Origin of the sequence: Marinobacter sp. EN3 (assembly GCF_000475315.1) — a bacterium.
Classification (GTDB): domain Bacteria; phylum Pseudomonadota; class Gammaproteobacteria; order Pseudomonadales; family Oleiphilaceae; genus Marinobacter; species Marinobacter nauticus.
The window spans coordinates 441,838-459,277 of record NZ_AXCC01000001.1 but is presented as its reverse complement, the minus strand read 5'-3'; the positions used below and the strand labels follow the sequence as shown (position 1 = coordinate 459,277).

General features: G+C 57.5%; 14 protein-coding genes. 9 read left to right on the top strand and 5 right to left on the bottom strand.

Annotated elements, in window-relative coordinates:
• The first annotated feature begins 197 nt into the window (after positions 1 to 197).
• From edd to Q675_RS21615, 3 genes are read left to right on the top strand one after another with little or no spacing between them, the layout of a single operon-like run.
• Complete coding sequence (gene edd / locus Q675_RS21625) at positions 198 to 2,018, top strand: phosphogluconate dehydratase (RefSeq protein ID WP_011785309.1); 1,821 nt, start codon at positions 198 to 200, stop codon at positions 2,016 to 2,018.
• Complete coding sequence (glk, locus tag Q675_RS21620) at positions 2,015 to 2,980, top strand: glucokinase (protein WP_011785308.1); 966 nt, start codon at positions 2,015 to 2,017, stop codon at positions 2,978 to 2,980. The genes edd and glk overlap by 4 nt, the downstream gene beginning before the upstream one ends.
• Positions 2,977 to 3,573: a uracil-DNA glycosylase family protein gene (locus tag Q675_RS21615; RefSeq protein WP_023010456.1), complete on the top strand. Its 597-nt coding sequence runs from the start codon at positions 2,977 to 2,979 to the stop codon at positions 3,571 to 3,573. The genes glk and Q675_RS21615 overlap by 4 nt, the downstream gene beginning before the upstream one ends.
• Here the strand turns inward: Q675_RS21615 and glpD are convergent.
• The 5 genes from glpD to Q675_RS21590 form a co-directional block, all read right to left on the bottom strand.
• Entirely contained in the window at positions 3,557 to 5,098 is a 1,542-nt protein-coding gene (glpD, locus tag Q675_RS21610) for a glycerol-3-phosphate dehydrogenase (RefSeq protein ID WP_023010455.1), read from the bottom strand. The two genes, Q675_RS21615 and glpD, sit on opposite strands and share 17 nt — an antisense overlap.
• A gap of 84 nt (positions 5,099 to 5,182) precedes the next feature.
• Positions 5,183 to 6,433, bottom strand: coding sequence for an ABC transporter substrate-binding protein (locus Q675_RS21605; RefSeq protein ID WP_022991788.1), 1,251 nt, complete (start codon positions 6,431 to 6,433; stop codon positions 5,183 to 5,185).
• A gap of 196 nt (positions 6,434 to 6,629) precedes the next feature.
• A complete protein-coding gene (locus tag Q675_RS21600; RefSeq protein ID WP_023010453.1) occupies positions 6,630 to 8,354 on the bottom strand; it encodes a diguanylate cyclase domain-containing protein in 1,725 nt (574 codons plus the stop codon).
• Between the two features lie 80 nt (positions 8,355 to 8,434).
• Positions 8,435 to 10,234, bottom strand: coding sequence for a PHA/PHB synthase family protein (locus Q675_RS21595; RefSeq protein ID WP_023010452.1), 1,800 nt, complete (start codon positions 10,232 to 10,234; stop codon positions 8,435 to 8,437).
• A gap of 70 nt (positions 10,235 to 10,304) precedes the next feature.
• The gene (locus tag Q675_RS21590; protein ID WP_011785283.1) at positions 10,305 to 10,661 is read right to left on the bottom strand and encodes a phasin family protein; all 357 of its coding nucleotides are present in this window, start codon (positions 10,659 to 10,661) and stop codon (positions 10,305 to 10,307) included.
• A 145-nt stretch (positions 10,662 to 10,806) separates the two neighbouring features.
• On the opposite strand from Q675_RS21590, the gene Q675_RS21585 reads away from it, so the two are divergent.
• The 6 genes from Q675_RS21585 to Q675_RS21560 all read left to right on the top strand — a co-directional run bounded on the left by Q675_RS21585 (position 10,807) and on the right by Q675_RS21560 (position 17,434).
• Entirely contained in the window at positions 10,807 to 11,127 is a 321-nt protein-coding gene (locus tag Q675_RS21585) for a TraR/DksA family transcriptional regulator (protein WP_023010451.1), read from the top strand.
• A gap of 30 nt (positions 11,128 to 11,157) precedes the next feature.
• Complete coding sequence (locus tag Q675_RS21580; protein ID WP_023010450.1) at positions 11,158 to 12,621, top strand: SLC13 family permease; 1,464 nt, start codon at positions 11,158 to 11,160, stop codon at positions 12,619 to 12,621.
• Positions 12,622 to 12,809: 188 nt separating this feature from the next.
• Positions 12,810 to 13,610 carry a C39 family peptidase gene (locus Q675_RS21575; protein WP_011785280.1) on the top strand — a complete coding sequence of 267 codons (801 nt, stop codon included), beginning with the start codon at positions 12,810 to 12,812 and terminating at the stop codon, positions 13,608 to 13,610.
• Between the two features lie 55 nt (positions 13,611 to 13,665).
• Positions 13,666 to 14,676: a hypothetical protein gene (locus Q675_RS21570; protein ID WP_022991794.1), complete on the top strand. Its 1,011-nt coding sequence runs from the start codon at positions 13,666 to 13,668 to the stop codon at positions 14,674 to 14,676.
• A 39-nt stretch (positions 14,677 to 14,715) separates the two neighbouring features.
• Positions 14,716 to 16,341 carry an OmpP1/FadL family transporter gene (locus tag Q675_RS21565; RefSeq protein WP_014421190.1) on the top strand — a complete coding sequence of 542 codons (1,626 nt, stop codon included), beginning with the start codon at positions 14,716 to 14,718 and terminating at the stop codon, positions 16,339 to 16,341.
• Between the two features lie 19 nt (positions 16,342 to 16,360).
• Positions 16,361 to 17,434, top strand: coding sequence for a MalM family protein (locus Q675_RS21560; protein ID WP_023010449.1), 1,074 nt, complete (start codon positions 16,361 to 16,363; stop codon positions 17,432 to 17,434).
• Positions 17,435 to 17,440: the final 6 nt, after the last annotated feature.

The window sequence follows — 17,440 nt, the reverse complement described above, 5'->3', positions numbered from 1 at the left end:
GTATATGAACTACTGATGACCCCTCTGTGACACGGTTTCACCTCGCTAGATGTTCTAGGGCTCCCGATGCCTGCTTTCGTGATATGTAGTAAAGTTACAAAAATAATGGCGATAATTTTTTGCTGTGTCTATGTTTTGAAGCGTTTTTTACTATTCTTTGTTCTATGTTCGAGTGAATCCGTAAAGGAGGCTGCAGGATGCATCCAACCATAGTGAAGGTTACTCAGAGAATTGTGGCCCGAAGTCAAGCCACGCGGCAAGAGTACCTCCGTCGTATGGCGGCGCTGAAAAAGAACTCCCCCCAACGGGGCACGCTGTCCTGTGGCAACCTTGCCCACGGCTTTGCCGCCTGTAATCAGGCGGATAAGAACACGCTCAAGCTGATGAACAAGGCCAACGTGGCAATCGTAACGGCCTACAACGATATGCTTTCGGCTCATCAACCCTACCAACAGTTCCCCGATATCATCCGCGAGGCGGCCCATGGTATGGGATCGGTGGCCCAGGTTGCCGGGGGCACACCCGCCATGTGTGATGGCGTGACCCAGGGGCAGCCTGGCATGGAGCTCAGCCTGTTCTCCCGGGACACGATCGCCATGAGCACGGCGGTTGCTCTCAGCCACAACATGTTTGATGCCACGCTGTTGTTGGGGATCTGCGACAAGATTGTTCCGGGGCTGCTCATCGGATCACTGAGTTTTGGCTATCTGCCGACCATACTGGTACCCGCCGGCCCCATGCCGTCCGGATTGCCCAACAAAGAGAAGCAGCGCATCCGTCAGCTCTATGCTGAAGGCAGGATTGGCAAAGAGGAGTTGCTGGAAGCCGAGAGCAAGTCTTACCACAGTCCCGGTACCTGTACCTTTTATGGCACCGCCAACAGCAACCAGCTGTTGGTTGAGGTGATGGGGCTGCACTTGCCGGGTGCCGCCTTTGTGAATCCAGGCACACCGCTGCGTGAAGCGCTGACCAGGGCAGCAACGGAACAGGTTATCCGGTTATCGAAACCTAATGGTGGAGATCTGGGGCTGGGCGATATGGTAGACGAAAAGAGCATCGTCAATGCTCTGGTGGCCCTGCTGGTAACGGGCGGCTCAACCAACCACACCATTCACTGGATAGCCATCGCCCGCGCTGCCGGCATCATCATTGACTGGAATGACTATGCCGAGCTTTCTGCGGTTGTGCCCTCGTTGACCCGTATCTATCCCAATGGCCAGGAGGATGTGAATGCCTTCCACGAGGCGGGTGGTACGCCGTTCCTGATCCGCGAACTGCTTGCTGGCGGATACCTGCATAACGACGTGCACACAGTGATGGGCCCAGGCCTGGAGCAGTACGCCCGCATGCCGGAACTCGACGATGATAGGCCCGCCTGGAAGCCTGCAGCAGAGCAAAGTGGCATGCCGGAGGTACTCCGTGGTGTGGCCGAGCCTTTTGCGCCGGATGGTGGGCTCAGGGTGCTGGAGGGCAATCTGGGCAGGGGCGTGATCAAGGTCTCGGCAGTCTCGCCGGAGCACCATGCCATTGAGGCCCCGGCCGTGGTATTCAACGATCAGAACGAGCTCAAGGCGGCCTTCGAGGCCGGAGAGCTGAATAGGGATTGCGTGGTGGTTGTGCGATTTCAAGGTCCCCGTGCCAATGGTATGCCGGAGCTACACAAGCTCACCCCTTATCTGGGGGTGTTGCAGGACAGGGGCTACAAAGTGGGCCTGGTGACGGATGGCCGGATGTCTGGCGCTTCCGGGAAAGTGCCTGCCGCCATCCACGTATACCCAGAAGCGTTAGATGGCGGACCTTTGGCCCGAGTTGAAGACGGGGATACCGTTGTCCTGGACGCCCGCAACGGAACCCTCAGCATCAGGGTAGACGATGACGTGCTGGCCGCCCGCAGGCCTGCAACGACGGATTTGTCCGGCTATCATACGGGCTACGGGCGGGAGCTGTTTGGTTGGTTCCGTCGTTCGGCAAGCAACCCTGAACAAGGTGCCAGTTTTTTCTGGAACCACGAGGCATGACAGCAGAACACTATTCTCTGGTGGGGGACATTGGGGGAACCAATGCACGCTTTGCTCTGGTGAAGCAGGGCAGTATAGAACCAGAAGCTATTGAAGTTTTGCCCTGCCGTGATTACGAGAACCTGGATCAGGCGGTGGTCACCTATCTGGAACGTGTAGGTGTGGCGTCGGTCAGGCAGGCCTGTCTGGCCGTGGCCTCCCCCTTGCGCGGTACCCGGGTGACAATGACCAACAATCACTGGCGCTTTGACATTGAGGCGGTGCGACAGGTCTTTGGCTGGTCGGCCTTCAAGGTCATCAATGATTTTACCGCCATGGCGCTGGGCGTGCCCCATGTATCGGACGCTAATCTGGTGCACGTTTGTGGCGGCCCGGGAGACCCTGGCCGGCCGAAACTGGTGATGGGTCCGGGAACGGGCCTGGGCGTTTCCGGTCTGGTTCCGATTCGAAATGGCTGGGTGCCTTTGGTGACTGAAGGGGGCCATGTGGATTTTGCCCCCACCGATGACACGGAAATGGACGTGTTGCGCCTTCTCCGGGCCAGGTTTGGGCGGGTGTCGGTCGAGCGGATTCTGTGCGGCCAGGGTTTGCTGAACCTGTATCAGGCCCATGCCGAAATCCGTGGCGTGGCGGCCCCACTCGATGCTCCGGAGAAGATCACAGCCGCCGCTGTGGACGCTTCCGATGCCTTGGCCGGGGAAGTCCTTCAGCATTTCTGCGAAATGCTTGGGCGAACCGCAGGCAATTCGGCGCTGACGCTGGGGAGTCTGGGCGGCGTGTACCTGTGTGGCGGTATGCTGCCAGGGTTTCTCGACTTTTTTCTTGGGAGCCCGTTCCGTGAAGCCTTTGTAGCCAAGGGGCGGATGCGTCCGCTAATGGAATTTACACCGGTTTACGTGGTGACGGAGCCCTATACCGGTTTACTGGGAGCTGCCGAAGCGTTAGGAAATTCTGAGGTATGACCGATTCTTTGATAAACCTGTCCTTTGATGAGCTGGTTCGGCGTGTTCGGGCCTGTCAGATTTGTGCAGGCGATCTGCCCCACGAGCCGAGGCCGGTCATTCAGCTTAGTGAATCCTCCCGCATTCTTGTGGTCGGGCAGGCGCCGGGTCGACGGGTACACGAAACCGGTCTGCCGTTTAACGATCCCAGTGGCGACCGGCTGCGCCAATGGATGGGCATTACCCGCGACACCTTTTACGATGAACAGAAACTCGCCATCCTGCCCATGGGATTCTGTTATCCGGGCACCGGTAAATCCGGAGATCTTCCTCCACGCCCCGAGTGCGCTCCGGCCTGGCGCCGGGCGTTGCTCGACCGCTTGCCGGAGATTCGCCTGACCTTGCTGATCGGTCAATATGCTCATGCCTGGCATATTCCCGGCGCAAGGCGCGCGGTTACCGAGAATGTGCGGCAGTGGCAACAATTCTGGCCTGATGTCATTCCGATGCCCCATCCCAGCCCCCGCAATAACCTCTGGTTGCGAAAGAATCCCTGGTTTGAAGCGGAAGTGGTGCCGGCCATTCAGGCCAGAGTTGCTAGCCTTCTGGACTGACCTGGCCGCTTCGGTTCATATACTCAGATAGCTCGCTGTATTGTTCCGGGTTAATGTACAGTCCCTGTTTGGTTCGCCGCCAGAGCAGGTCCTCTGGTGTGATCGCCCATTCGTGGGTCATCAGATAATCCACCTCGCGACGAGACAGGGTATCGGTAAACCAGTGGCCGAGATCGGCCATGTTCTGACAGCCTTCCAGAATGTGGTAGCTGCTGGTGCCATAGCTTCGCACAAACCGATGGATTACAGCATCGTCCAGCCAGGGGAAATCGGCCGCGAGTTCGGTGGCCAGCTGCTCCTGAGTGTTGAAGTCGCCGCCGGGCAGCACGGCCGTTCGGGTCCAGGACCGGCCGGCACCAGGAAAATAGCGACTGACCTGATCGGTCACAGCTTCGGCGAGCTTCCGGTAGGTGGTGATCTTGCCCCCGAATACCGAGATCAAAGGGGGCAGCGAGTCCTCGTCATCAACCTCGAATGAGTAGTCGCGAGAGGCAGACTGTGCGGTGCCACCCTCGTCGTCCATCAGCGGCCGAACACCGGAGTAACTCCAGACTACATCGTTGGCGGACAGTTGCCGGCGGAAATACTGGTTGACGATCGACAGCAGATAGTCGGTTTCCTCTGGGGAAATCCATGCCTGCGACGGATCGCCCACGTAATCGACATCGGTGGTGCCGATCAGGGAGAAGCGGTCCTCGTAGGGGATCACGAAAACAATGCGCTCGTCCTGATTCTGAAGAATATAGGCTTCGGTATCCTGGTTGAGCCTGGGTACGACGATGTGGCTGCCCTTGACCATGCGGATTTGCTTGGGAGCTGGCATAGACAGGCTTTCACCGAACAGGCTGCTGACCCAGGGGCCGGTGGCGTTAACGACCACCTTGGCGCGGATGTTGTACTGCTTGTCCCGGTGGTGATCGTCCAGGGTGGCGTGCCATTGCCCGTTACGGCGCTCGGCGCGGCTACAGCGGGTGCGGGTCAATACGGTTGCGCCTTTTTCAACGGCCTTGCGAGCAGACAGTACCACCAGCCGGGCATCGTCAACCCAGCCATCCGAATACTCGAATCCACGGCTGATGTCGGGTTTCAGGGGCGAGTCCGGGCCAAAGGTAATAGACCGGGAGCCGGGCAGCAGTTCGCGCTTGGCCAGATGATCGTAGAGGAAAAGGCCGGTACGGATCATCCATGCTGGTCGCAGGTGGGGCTGATGGGGCAGGCGAAAACGCATCGGCCACATGATGTGGGGTGCGTTTCGTAGCAGGGCCTCCCGCTCACCGAGTGCTTCCCTGACCAGCCGGAATTCGTAATGCTCCAGGTAGCGCAGGCCGCCGTGGATGAGTTTGCTGCTGCTCGACGAGGTGGCGGAGGCAAGGTCGTTCATCTCGCACAGAACGACCCGAAGCCCCCGGCCTGCGGCGTCCATGGCAATCCCGGTGCCGTTTACGCCGCCCCCGACCACCAGTACATCGCATTGAGTGGGGGGAGTGTGAGGGTTGCCTGAAACCAGTCCTTTGTTATTTGCCACTGCCTGAGTGCTCCTGATAATCGCCCATAACGCCTGTGATGGAACGATTATCAGGAAACTGCCTGGCCCGGTAAAGCGATCCGGTCACAGGCGGGTGGGCTTACCAGCCTCTTTGCGGCGCTGCTCCCACTCTTCGCGGGTTTGTGCGGCTTCATCACCGGGCAGGAAGTCGATGATCTCGAAGTAATCAGAGCTGAACTGGTCTGCCACCACGGTTTCACGGGGTTTGATCCGAACCACGTAGACGGTCTGGACATTCTGGTGGTCGAACTCGCGCCAGTACTGTTCGTCTTTCAGGAAGCTGTAGCGATGCCCCTCAAGGGCCCGGATAACGGCGTCTGTGTTGGTGCTGCCGGCCCGTTCGACAGCCTCCTTGTACTGGTAAACGATACTGTAGGCCGAGGCCGCGGATGATGAAGGGCGCATTTCATAGCGGCCTGAGAAGGCCTCAACAAAGTCTTTACCGCGCTGGTAGTTGTTCTCGTAGGGCAGGTTCCAGACCCAGGGGGCGGCACCAACAACACCTTCCATGATGGTCGGGCCAACCTGTCTGACCATCCCCAGTGTCAGGTTGGGCACAACGATCTGCATTTTTTCCGTCACACCCATTTCATAGGCCAGGTTCAGAGCCCGGACCATGTCATCGCCGAACAATACCATCATCAATACCTTGGCATCGCTCTCCTGGGCCTGTTCCAGCGCTGCGCGGAAATCATTGATCAGCGCCCGGGGGAAGGGGGTTTTTACACCCTGGTGCACGTCGGTGTTTTCGGTGTTGGAAAACTTTCGTACCGATTCTTCCACCGACCAACCCCAGGTGTAGTCTGACGTGATGTAGAAAAACTTCTGGTCGGCGTGGTTGCGATTGAGATACTGGCTGAGTGCTTTGGCCGTCATCCAGGCGTTGTAGGGCTCCCGGAACATATAACGATGCCCCTCGGTGCCGGTGGTGGCGTTGGAGTAGGTGAGGGTGCCGAAGTAGATGCGGTTGCGATCCCTGGCGGCTTTCCCGGAGGCAATGGCAACGGCACTGGAGACACCACCGAAAACCATCTGCGCGCCTTCGCGGTCAATCAGCTCGGCGGTATTTTTTGCGCCCTGGTCTGGTTCACCCCGGGTATTGCGAATCACCAGTTCGAGGGGCTGGCCCATAACGCCGCCGGCCTGGTTGATTTCATCTACCGCCAGATAGGCGCCAAGCCGTTGTTGAAGGCCCTGGTCCTTGTATCTTCCTGTCTGCGGGTAATTCAAACCTATCTTGAGGGTATCGGCGAGGACGGTCGTGCTGGATAATAGCAGGACAGTCGCAAAGATCAGCGCGTTCCTTGGTCTCATTTACGTTGGCCTCCGTAACGGCAGCACAGCGGGTGTGGCTGCGTTGCAAACAGTTATTTTGATTGTTTATTGGGCAACTCAAGTGTCAGCGGATACTGCCCGGGCAACAATGGGACTAAAGTTGAAGTTCTGGTAACAATTTGTAGGGGCTTGATATAAAACAGTAAAGATGGGAGTTGGGAGGGGCGGCCAGAGTTCAGGCGCTCTGGCAGACTTCTGGGTTGAATACCTTGTAACGGTTCCGGCCATCCCGCTTGGCGCGATACATGGCAATGTCAGCACCGTTGATCAGTTCCTGTACGGTCGTGCCATCTTCGGGATACAGGCTGATGCCAATGCTTGAACCCACGTTTATATGGTTGCCGTTAATCTGATAAGGCCGCTTGTTTACCTCGATTAACCGGTCGGCTACGGCGAACACATCAGAAAGTTGTTCCATCTCCGGTAACAGCACAATGAACTCGTCGCCCCCCAGTCGGGCGAGGGTGTCGTCTTCCCGCAGGCAATCTTTTACCCTGGCGGTGAACTGAAGCAACAGGTCGTCCCCCACGGCGTGGCCCAGGGTGTCATTCACTTCCTTGAAACGATCCAGGTCCATAAACATCACCGCAAGCAGCATCTCCTTGCGGTGGGCATGGCGAATGGCGTGATCCAGCCGGTCTTCCAGCAATCGTCGGTTGGGCACGCCGGTGAGGGCATCGTAGTAAGCGAGCTGGCGGATTTGTTCCTCGTTCTTGCGATTTTGCGTGATATCAGTGAACAGGCCCGCGTAATGTGTGGTATTGCCGTCATCGTCGGTGATTGCGGTGATGGTCAGAAGTTCCAGATAAAGCTCACCGGTTTTTCGGCGATTCCAGATTTCTCCGCGCCAGTAGCCGTGGGTTTCCAGGGAATTCCACATGCGCCGGTAGAACTCGCTGTCGTGGCGCCCGGATGAGAGCAGATCCGGTGACCGACCGATGACCTCCTCGGCGGTATAACCGGTCAGTTGGGTGAACGCCGGGTTGACGAATTCAATGCAGACGTTTTTGTCGGTCACCATAATGCCTTCAAAAGACGATTCAATGACCCGCTCCGCCAGTTGCAGGGTTCGCCTCGATTTGGCCAGGGCCTGATCCCTTTGTTCGAGGGCTTCGCGAAGATCGTCCAGATACATCTGCTCAGCCCCGGTCAGCATGTCGTGGAAACCGATCAGGCCGGTAACCTCTCCAAGCTGATTGACCACGGCAAGATGTCGGATGCGATGATCTATCAGCAGATCGCGGGCGTGAATCAGTGGGTCTTCTTCGTTTACGGTGAGCAGAGGCCGGGTAGCCAGTTCATTGACCAGGGTGTTGCTGGTGTGGCGTGCAATAAACCGGACCATATCCCGCTCGGTCAGAATCCCCAAACCTTCTTCGTCGCAATCGACCACCACGGCACCGGCATGATGGCGATGCATGTAACTGGCCACTTCCGCCAGAGACTGGTCGCCCCGAACCACCAGTGGCGAGCGCGGTACGGCCGCCCGCACTTCCCGCAGGCGCAGGTAGGGTTCCAGGCCCTGATTGAGGGCCAGGTCGGTCTGGGACAGGATTCCGACCGGTTCGCCACTGCTGTTGGTCACCAGGAAATGGCGCTTTCCGGTGTCACGCAAACGGACGGCGGCTTCACCGGCATCCAGTGTCGCGGGCAGGGACAGCACAGGTGAGCTCATCACTGTGCTCACCGGCTGGCGGAATTTTGCAGGGTCTGCAAAGTCGATGGCAAGGGCGTCATGCTCGGTCCAGATACCAACAACCGTTCCGCCGTCGGTAATCAAAATGGAACTGACCGAGGTTTCGGACATCCGGGCAGCCGCATCGGCAATGGTTGTGTCCAGCTCACACTGAAGCAGGACGCCCGTGTGCATAATGCGTGATATCGGAAGCGGCTGCCCCATGGGCACTCCTGTTATTCTTGGTCTGTCTGTTGCGAAGAATTCGGTAAAAGTGAACCTTCGCTCATTTATATTGAAGTCTATCAACCCCCGGCTTCCGATGCCTTAACTTTTACGTAGCTTCCAGGCGCGTCCTCAATCGCCTCAAGCGGGCCTTCCCCGGGCTGACGGGACTGAACTTGCTCCCCCTCGAATGTCGCCAGCCATTCACGCCAGTGTGGCCACCAGGATCCAGGGTGATGTTCTGCGCTATCAAACCAGTCATCCGGCGAGCCTGGCAATCGGTTATTGGTCCAGTACCCGTATTTTTCCTTGTAAGGGGGATTGATGACCCCGGCAATATGGCCGGAACCGGACAGAACGAATCGCACATCGCCGCCGTAAACCCCGGCGCCCCGATAAGTCGTTTTCCATTTAGCGATATGGTCCTGGCGGGCGGAAAGGAAGAAGGAAGGTACCCTGATGGCGGAAAGATCAATGCTTTCACCCGCAATCGTCAGGGCATCCGGCTGCACCAGCCGGTTATGCAGATACATTTCCCGCAGGTAGTAGCTGTGCATTCTGGCGGGCAGGTTGGTGCCGTCGGTATTCCAGTAGAGCAGGTCGAAGGCTTTCGGTTTCAGGCCCTTGAGGTAGTTGTTGGTCCAGTAGGACCAGAACAGGTCGTTTTCCCGCAACAGGTTGAAGGTGAAAGCCATGGCGCGACCATCCAGATAGCCTTTGCGCTCCATGGTGCGCTCGATGCCGCGGATCGAGTGATCGTTAATGAATACGCCGATGCCGCCGGGGTCCGAAAAGTCGAGCAGGGTGGTCAGATAGGTTGTGCTGACGATCGGGTTACGTTGCTTTTTCGCCAGCCAGGCCATCGTGGTTCCGAGCAGGGTGCCGCCAATGCAGTAGCCGATGGCATTCATCTGTTGCTCGCCGGTCGCTTCAGTGACGGCATCAATGGCAGCCAGCGGGCCTAACTCCATGTAGTCGTCCCAGCCCCTGTTTTTCTGGGCTGGCCCGGGATTCCGCCAGGAAACCACGAACACTGTCTGGCCCTGGTCTACCAGCCAGCGAATGAAGGAATTGCGTTCGGTGAGGTCGAGAATGTAGTACTTGTTGATCCAGGGAGGAACGATCAGAAGCGGGCGCTGGGCCACGGTTTCTGTTGTTGGCGAGTACTGGATCAATTGCATCAGTTCATTCTGGTACACCACTTTGCCGGGCGTTGTTGCCAGGTTGCCGCCCACCTCGAAGGCTGAACGGTCGGTCATGGCGACGTTGAACAGGTTCGGGTTCTGCCGTAGATCGTCTACCAGGTTGCGGGCACCGTCCACCAGGTTCATGCCCTTGCGTTCCCAGGTTATCCGTAGAACTTCCGGGTTAGTCAGCGGGTAGTTGGATGGTGAAAGCGCGCTAGTCAGCTGTCGGGCGTAGAACAGCATCTGGTCACGACCCGGGCCGGGCAGACCCTCCATGCCTTCAACCCAGTTCAGAAAGGCTCGGGAGTTGATCAGATAGGCCTGTTGGAGCACATCGAAGGACAGATGCATGTGCCAGTCCTCCGCCATGAAGCGCCGGTCGTCGGGATCCGGCTTGGCGACCGGTTCCACAGGTTTGCCGGTGATTCTGGTCAGGGTATAGCGAGCCAGCCCCAGGTGTTTTCGGGCAAGATCGATTTCAGCACTGGCGAACCGCAGCGGGTGCAGCAGCAGATCCTCGGCCATGGCCCGGTAGGCTTCCGAGATTTCACTCAGCGTCGAGAGTTTGGTGTCCTCCATCATGCCGGTGTCACCGAGCCACTTTTCCAGCTGTTGCTGGCCCTGGCGGACGTTGTCCTCAAAGGTTTTCACCAGATGGGTAGCGGTTTTGCTCACGAAATCCAGACCGAACATGGGGCTCTCCTGCCTCTGAATAAAAAACGGCCGGAATGGGGGCCATTCCGACCGGTTTTGGTCTTGCCTGTCAGGCTGCTGATTTGGAGCCGCTGGCCTTGGCGGCTGGTGATTTCTCTTTGGCCGGTTCGCTCGAATCCTGTTCGAAGACCTTCTGCACCTGATCACGGGTTTCGCTGAAGTAATCCTGCCAGGCTTTCCAGTCCTGGGTGAACTGGTCGCTCAGGGATTTGAGGGTCTCAGCCTGGTCGGTGGTCAGTTGCTTTAAACCGTCCAGATCACGAACCTCAGAGACTTTTCGGGCCTGGTCCATGGCAACATCGGCATAACGACGAAACGCATTCATCTGCATCTCGGCGGCCTTGCTGAACTGGGTGAAAAGAGTTTCATTGAGGCGGTTGGCCTTGTTGATCATATCCTGATTCATTCGTTACAACTCCTTTGTAGTGATTGTCGGAATGGGTAGTTTAGCTCAGCTTCGATGACACGATTTTGACAGGCGTCAAACCGGCTTTCACCCTATCTCCTAGTCTATAGTTAATTCGATAACAGATAGATCCGGGAGACATCCGATGGCAAACCGAAAATCCGAGCTGGAAACCCTGAAAGCAGACCTTGAAGCCAGGCTGTCCCGCTACCAGGCGCATCAGCGCAGGGAAGCGGGGGCACTGGAAAAGGATTTCGAAGAGCAGGCGAGCCAGACCCAGAACGATGAAGTAGTGGATTCCCTGGAAGCGGAAACCCGGGCGGAACTCCAGCAGATTGATCACGCCCTTGAGCGGATAGACCAGGGCGCCGGCAACGAGTGCGAGCAGTGTGGTAATGACATTGATCCCAGGCGGCTGCAGGTATTGCCGTATACCACAGTTTGTGTAGATTGCGCGTCAGACTGACAACCTCCGTGCAAACTTAGAGGGTTAACAATGGCTGAAGTGCAACGCAACGATGGATCCCGTCCCGGGCTGCCGAAGAGTCAGGTTATTGGTCTTATTCTGGGTGCGGCGTTCCTCCTGGCAACGCTGGTCTTGCCTGCGCCGGGCTCCATGGGAGCCGAGGCCTGGGCGGCGTTGGGGTTGATGCTGTTGATGGCCACCTGGTGGTCCACCGAGGCGATACCGATTCCGGCCACAGCCCTGTTGCCCATTGTGTTGGTACCGGCGCTTGAGCTCGGCACTATCGGGCAGGCCACGGCACCTTATGCTAATCCGATCATCTTCCTGTTTCTTGGTGGGTTTACCCTGGGTCTGGCAATGCAGCGATGGAATCTGCATCGGCGTATTGCCTTGCTGACGCTCAAGGCCATGGGCGATCAGCCCAAGCGACAGATTGCCGGCTTCATGCTGGCGACGGCATTTTTGAGTATGTGGGTAAGTAATACCGCAACCGCCATCATGATGCTGCCCATTGGCTTGTCCGTGGTAGCGATGATGGACAATGCGAACCCGGAGGGTGTTCGGAAGTATGCAACAGCGCTGCTTTTGGCCATCGCCTACTCTGCAAGCATTGGTGGTATTGCGACTCTGATCGGGACCCCGCCCAATGCTTTGCTGGCGGCCTATCTGAGTGAAAATCAGGGCATCTCGGTGGGCTTTGCCCAGTGGATGGTATTGGGCGTTCCGGTCACTCTGCTAATGCTGATGCTGACCTGGTGGTGGCTGACCCGGAGGGATTTCGGGATTGGCCAGGCATCGGACAGCGACCAGATGATTCGGGATGAGCTCGCCAAGCTCGGGGTGATGAGCCGGGGAGAGCGCTTGGTGGCCGTGGTATTTGTCATCACGGCAACGGCATGGATTTTTCGCCCTCTGTTGTCTGCCAGTCTGATGCCCTGGTTGAGTGATACTGGCATCGCGATCGCGGCAGCGATCGCCATGTTCCTTATCCCGGTGGATACCCGCGAACGCACGTTTGTGCTCGATTGGGATTCCGCCAACAAGTTGCCTTGGGGAGTACTGTTGCTCTTCGGCGGTGGCCTGGCCATGGCGGGGGTGATCAGCAGCTCCGGTCTTGCGGAATGGATTGCCAGCAGTCTGGGCGTGGCTGGTGCATTGCCAACCATCGTCATGATGGTGATTGTGGCCACGGTTATTATCTTTCTGACCGAAGTGACCAGCAATACCGCCACTGCCGCCGCCTTCCTGCCATTGCTGGGAGCTCTGGCCATGGCTCAGGACGTGTCTCCGTTGCTCCTGACGGTTCCTGCCGCGATTGCTGCCAGTTGCGCGTTTATGATGCCAGTGGCTACGCCACCCAACGCGATTGTTTTCTCAAGCGGTCACATGCAGATTTCGGACATGATCAAAGCGGGCTTTGTCCTGAATCTGATGGGCATTGTGGTTGTCACTCTCATCACTTACGGGTTGCTGGGGCTGGTATTCACGCTCTGATACTTCCCGTCACTTCATTGCTTTGCCTCCGGTCTTGAACCAGTTCTCATACCGGTTCCCGGAGGCCCCTTCTGCAGCGACAGATTTGAGGCACAGTTATCTTTAAGCCAGTTGCGATTTCGGTATCGTACGGTAACAACATGTAACCCGATAAGTTGCACGTCTAATAAAAACAGGGACTTTCCAAAATGCTGCTGGTGCTGGCCGGATCCATTCTCACGTTCACCATGGTGCAGGAAGCCACCGAGGTCGAGCCATTCGATCGTGGCACGATTGTTCTGGAGCAGAAGGTGGATGCCAGCCCTGTCGAGCTTCGATGGGACACCCGGGTCGAACCCCTGGTGGAGCAGAAATTCCGCAATATCGTTCGTCAGGCGTACGACTACAGTTGCGGCAGCGCAGCCCTGACCACGGTGCTCAACTTCTATGTTGGCCGTTCTCTGACCGAACGCCAGGTGATGGAAGGTTTGCTGCACTACGGTGAGAGCGAGCGCATCGTTGAGCGCCGCGCTTTCTCCATGCTTGATATGAAGCGGCTGGTCACAGCCCTTGGTTATCCCTCTGGCGGTTTCAAGGCAGAAATCGAGGACCTGATGGAGTTGGACCATCCGGCAATCGTTCCCATTGATCACGCCGGTTTCAAGCACTTTGTGGTGCTGAGAACCATCCGGGACGGGCGTGTTTACCTTGCAGACCCGGCGGTTGGCAATATTTCCTTCACCGTGGCGCAGTTTCAGGAGAAGTGGGACGACAACGTACTGTTCATTGTCTTCCCGGGCAGCGACAAACCCCTGGATAACCTTGAGTTGAAAGAGGAAGACCTGCGCTTTGTGGATGACCAGACAATGACTCTGCTGGCCATGCAGCAGATTCCAGCGTTCCACGAGTCAACGGAGAGACGCATTCAGAACTTGCTGGAACGCCAGAAGAACAATCCGGACGGTAGCGTGGAAAATACCCGCAAACAGCTCCATTACCGTCGTCATTAATTTTCCCGGTTGTTTGATCGGGCAGGAATAAAACAAATAAAAGTAGGGAGTCAGGATGAATCGTTGGTTTGTGCGAGGTTTTATCCTTGTTTCCGCGGCTGGGCTGCTTCCGGGCATGGCCATGGCTCAGGAAGGGAATGTGGATCAGGCGCGGGAGGCACTGGCGCGTCAGGAAGGGGATGAGGATTCTACCAAACAGCTGGAGGAAGTGTTCCAGGCTGCCGAAAAGAACTACTCACTGCAGAAGAAGGGCACCCACTCCCTGAACTATTCGTTCGATTATTCCTATACCGGCGACCAACGGCTGGATCTGGCGATATCGAACGGCTCGGTGCGTAATCTGGACGTTGTTCCATCGGCCACCCATAACTTCACAAATGCCTTTTCCTACGATTACGGGTTACTGGATAACCTGACGATCGGCACCCGTGTTCCACTGGTGGTGAAGTACGACACCCAGGACGAGCTGAACGTATACGACTTCGGCGACATCTCCTTCACCGGACGTTGGCAGCCGTTTGCCTATGTGCCTGGCAAGATGTCGACCACCTTCTTTGGCACCCTGAACAGTAAAACCGGCGTCAGTCCCTACGAAATTGACATCAACGAGCAGTTGTCCACCGGCAGTGGCTATTACTCCGTGGGCGGTGGCCTGAGTATGTCGAAGGTACTGGACCCTGTCGTGGTCTTCGGTTCTGTCAGTGCGACCTACAATCTGACCGTCGACGGCCTGGAGCAGGTTCGGGGCGCCCGGTTGCTGGAAGAAGTCGAGCCGGGGTTTGGCCTGTCCGGGTCCCTGGGTTTTGCTTATTCGCTTTCCTATGACATCTCTCTCAGCGTGTCTGGCCAGCTCAGCTACAGCGACGAGACGGTGCTGACCTTCTCCAACGGTGACCAGGCCGTGGCCCAGGACCAGATGACTGGCTTCCTCAGTATGTCGCTGGGCACCCGTCTCAGTGACATGACCATTGTAAATACCAGCCTCGGGATCGGTTTGACGGAGGACGCGCCGGACTTCTCCCTGGGTGTATCCCTGCCCATCAATTTCTCTGGCCTCAAAGAGTGATTGAAGTCGAGGACGTTTCAAGGGAAGGGGAAGGATTTCATGGGACAAGCTAGTCACAAGCGACATCTTCTGGCCGCCGCCATGGTCGCAGGCGTTTCCTGCGGGGCCCAGGCACAGATGACGCAGAACCTGACGATACATCCGAAGGCGCTGGCACTGGGTAACGCCGTTACAGCAGATCCCCCGGGGCTGATGGCCATTCACTATAATCCTGCGGGCCTGACCAAGCTCGACGGGCGCCAGCTTGAGGTGAACCTGCTTAGTATCTATCTGGATATTGATGCCGACTTCTATGCAGACGAAGATTACGAGATATTCGGAATCAGCGGGCTCGAAACAGACCCTTTAACCGGAAAGCAGCGCGACCCGATTGCGAACAGCAGTAGTCATACCAACAACGTGGCGCTTTATGTGCCGGGTTACGGCATTCTTCGTATGCCCCCTGGCCCTGCCGTTGCGCCATCAGCGGGTATCAGTATCAAGCCGCCGGGTTCGAAGCTGACGTTCGCCAACGCTTTTTATCTGCCGATGGCCGCAGGCTTCTACCGGGATAAAAACGACCCCGGTCGCTACCAGCCCCAGGCGGCCACCCTCCAGCGGACCACCTACCTGTCTCCCACCGTCGGCTATGAGATCAATGATGAATGGTCTGTCGGCGCGGGCATTCATCTCTCGCATTTCGGCTTCGCAGCGGACCAGTACATGCGGGCGCCAAACCTGCTGATGGGGGTGGCAGAGGTTCTGCAGGATGCCTTTAACTGTGAAAGCGGTGACGAGCCCCTGCAGCCCTGGCTTGCGTTGTGCGGCGGTAATGTCGGCCCCTGGGACGATATCGGGGCTATGAGCCTGAATCTGCAGGAAACCATCTCGCCCACCTACGCCCTGGGCGTTATGTGGGAGCCGACGGACTGGTTCCGCTGGGGGGCCAGTTATACCTCAGAAGCCGACATGAACCTCAAGGGGCAGTTCGAGATACAGTACACCGATGACTGGTCCGGATTCTGGCAGAGTGTGAATGGCTCTATTCTGGGCGCCATATCATCGGCCATTCTGAGCCTGCCCTCCGGCGCACCGCGGGAGGCGGGCAATGTCAGCATGGATCTGGTTTACCCGCAACATTTTCAGACCGGTATCAGCGTGGATGTTCATCCCAAGCTGACCGTGAACGCGGATGTGGGCTGGACGGATTTTGCCCAGTGGGATGCCTTCAATTTCCAGTTTGATCGTAACCTCGAGTTCCTGAACGCGGCACGCATTCTGTCGCCGGACAATGCCACCTCGGATACCCTGCGCTTGCCGTTGGGTTTCAAGAGCCAGTGGAACTGGGCTTTTGGTGTGGAGTTCCATGCATCATCTCGTCTGGATCTGCGGGCTGGGGTGGAAATCCGGGACTCGGTTATTCCGGACGACCAGCGCTCGATTATGGCGCCATTCGGGGGCGCGAACCTGTACAGTATTGGCATGGGGTACAAGTGGGATAAGGACACGGAAATTGATATGAACCTGTCGTATCTGCAATCGATTGAGACCATTCCGGCCGACACCAGTTGCAACGTGAACTGCGACAACATCACCAACATCATCTATAACCCCTATGCCGACCTCACCATCAAGACTTCCCTGCGGGTGGTGATGGCAGGCTTGAGCTTCCGAACCAAATTCTGATCCTGACAGGGGAGCTGTGATGGGACTTGGTCGATACAGCGGACTGGCGGTCGGTGTGTTTGCGCTCGCGTTGCTGGCAGGTTGCCAGACCGGAAGCAGCGGCGTTGCCGAGCGGGAAGGCTACTTTTCCTGGGTGGATGAGCAGGGCAGGGTGCGTTATTCCCGGATTCCCGACGCCCAGCGCGAAGACGTTACCCCAGGTGAGCCGGATGCCAAGTCCGTCGCCATCTCAGGCGAAGCCACCGGGTCTGAGGCTTATCGGTCGGCCTCTGGCAGCGACCGGGGCGCCGCCGCAAAGCTGGAAAAAAACCTCGAATACACCACCGAGAATTATCCGGATGGTGAGGAGCTGGCGAAAAAAGGGTTTATCCGGCCTGGCCAGCGGCAACCCTATTTCACATGGCGTGATGCCGACGGCATTGTCCGTGTCAGCTATTACACCCCGGATATGCGAACCGAAGAGCAGAAACAGGCGGATCAGGCGCCGGTCATGCTCAGCGATGCCAGCGTATACCTGCCGGTCACTGTAGATGACCATACGCCGGTTGAGGGCCATGATCCCGACGCCTTTGCCATACTGGGGATTGAGGAAACGGATTCGTTTTTCCGGGTATTTGCCGAAAGCTGTTGCCAGACCCTGCCTGCCCGGGATTTCCTGCAGTGGCAGGAAGGCCGTGAGTTTGGTGTTGATTTTGAGGAAGACACGCCCCGCCACCGTTTCAGCACGGGTGATTCGCCCTATCGGCTGATTGCCCTGCCATCCAGTACCTTTGTCCCCGGGTTTGTGATGCGGCTGCGTTCCTACGCCCACAATGGCGTGCTGGTACCAAGCCTGGCATTTCTCGACAAGGACTTTCAGCCCGTGCGGGTAGTGACGGACCTGGTTATGAACTACGAACCGGAAAACTGGCGTCGTCGCGGGTATCTGGAAAGCTGGGTGCCGGCGTTTCCCGGCCAGGGCGAGCGCTGGCTGGTGGTATTCACCCGCCCGGAAGACCTGGCTGGGCAAACGGTGACGGAAGCGGGCGACACGCCCAAAGCGATTCCACACGTTGAAACCGGAGAAATTGGCATCACGACATTTGAGGAGTGATGGCGA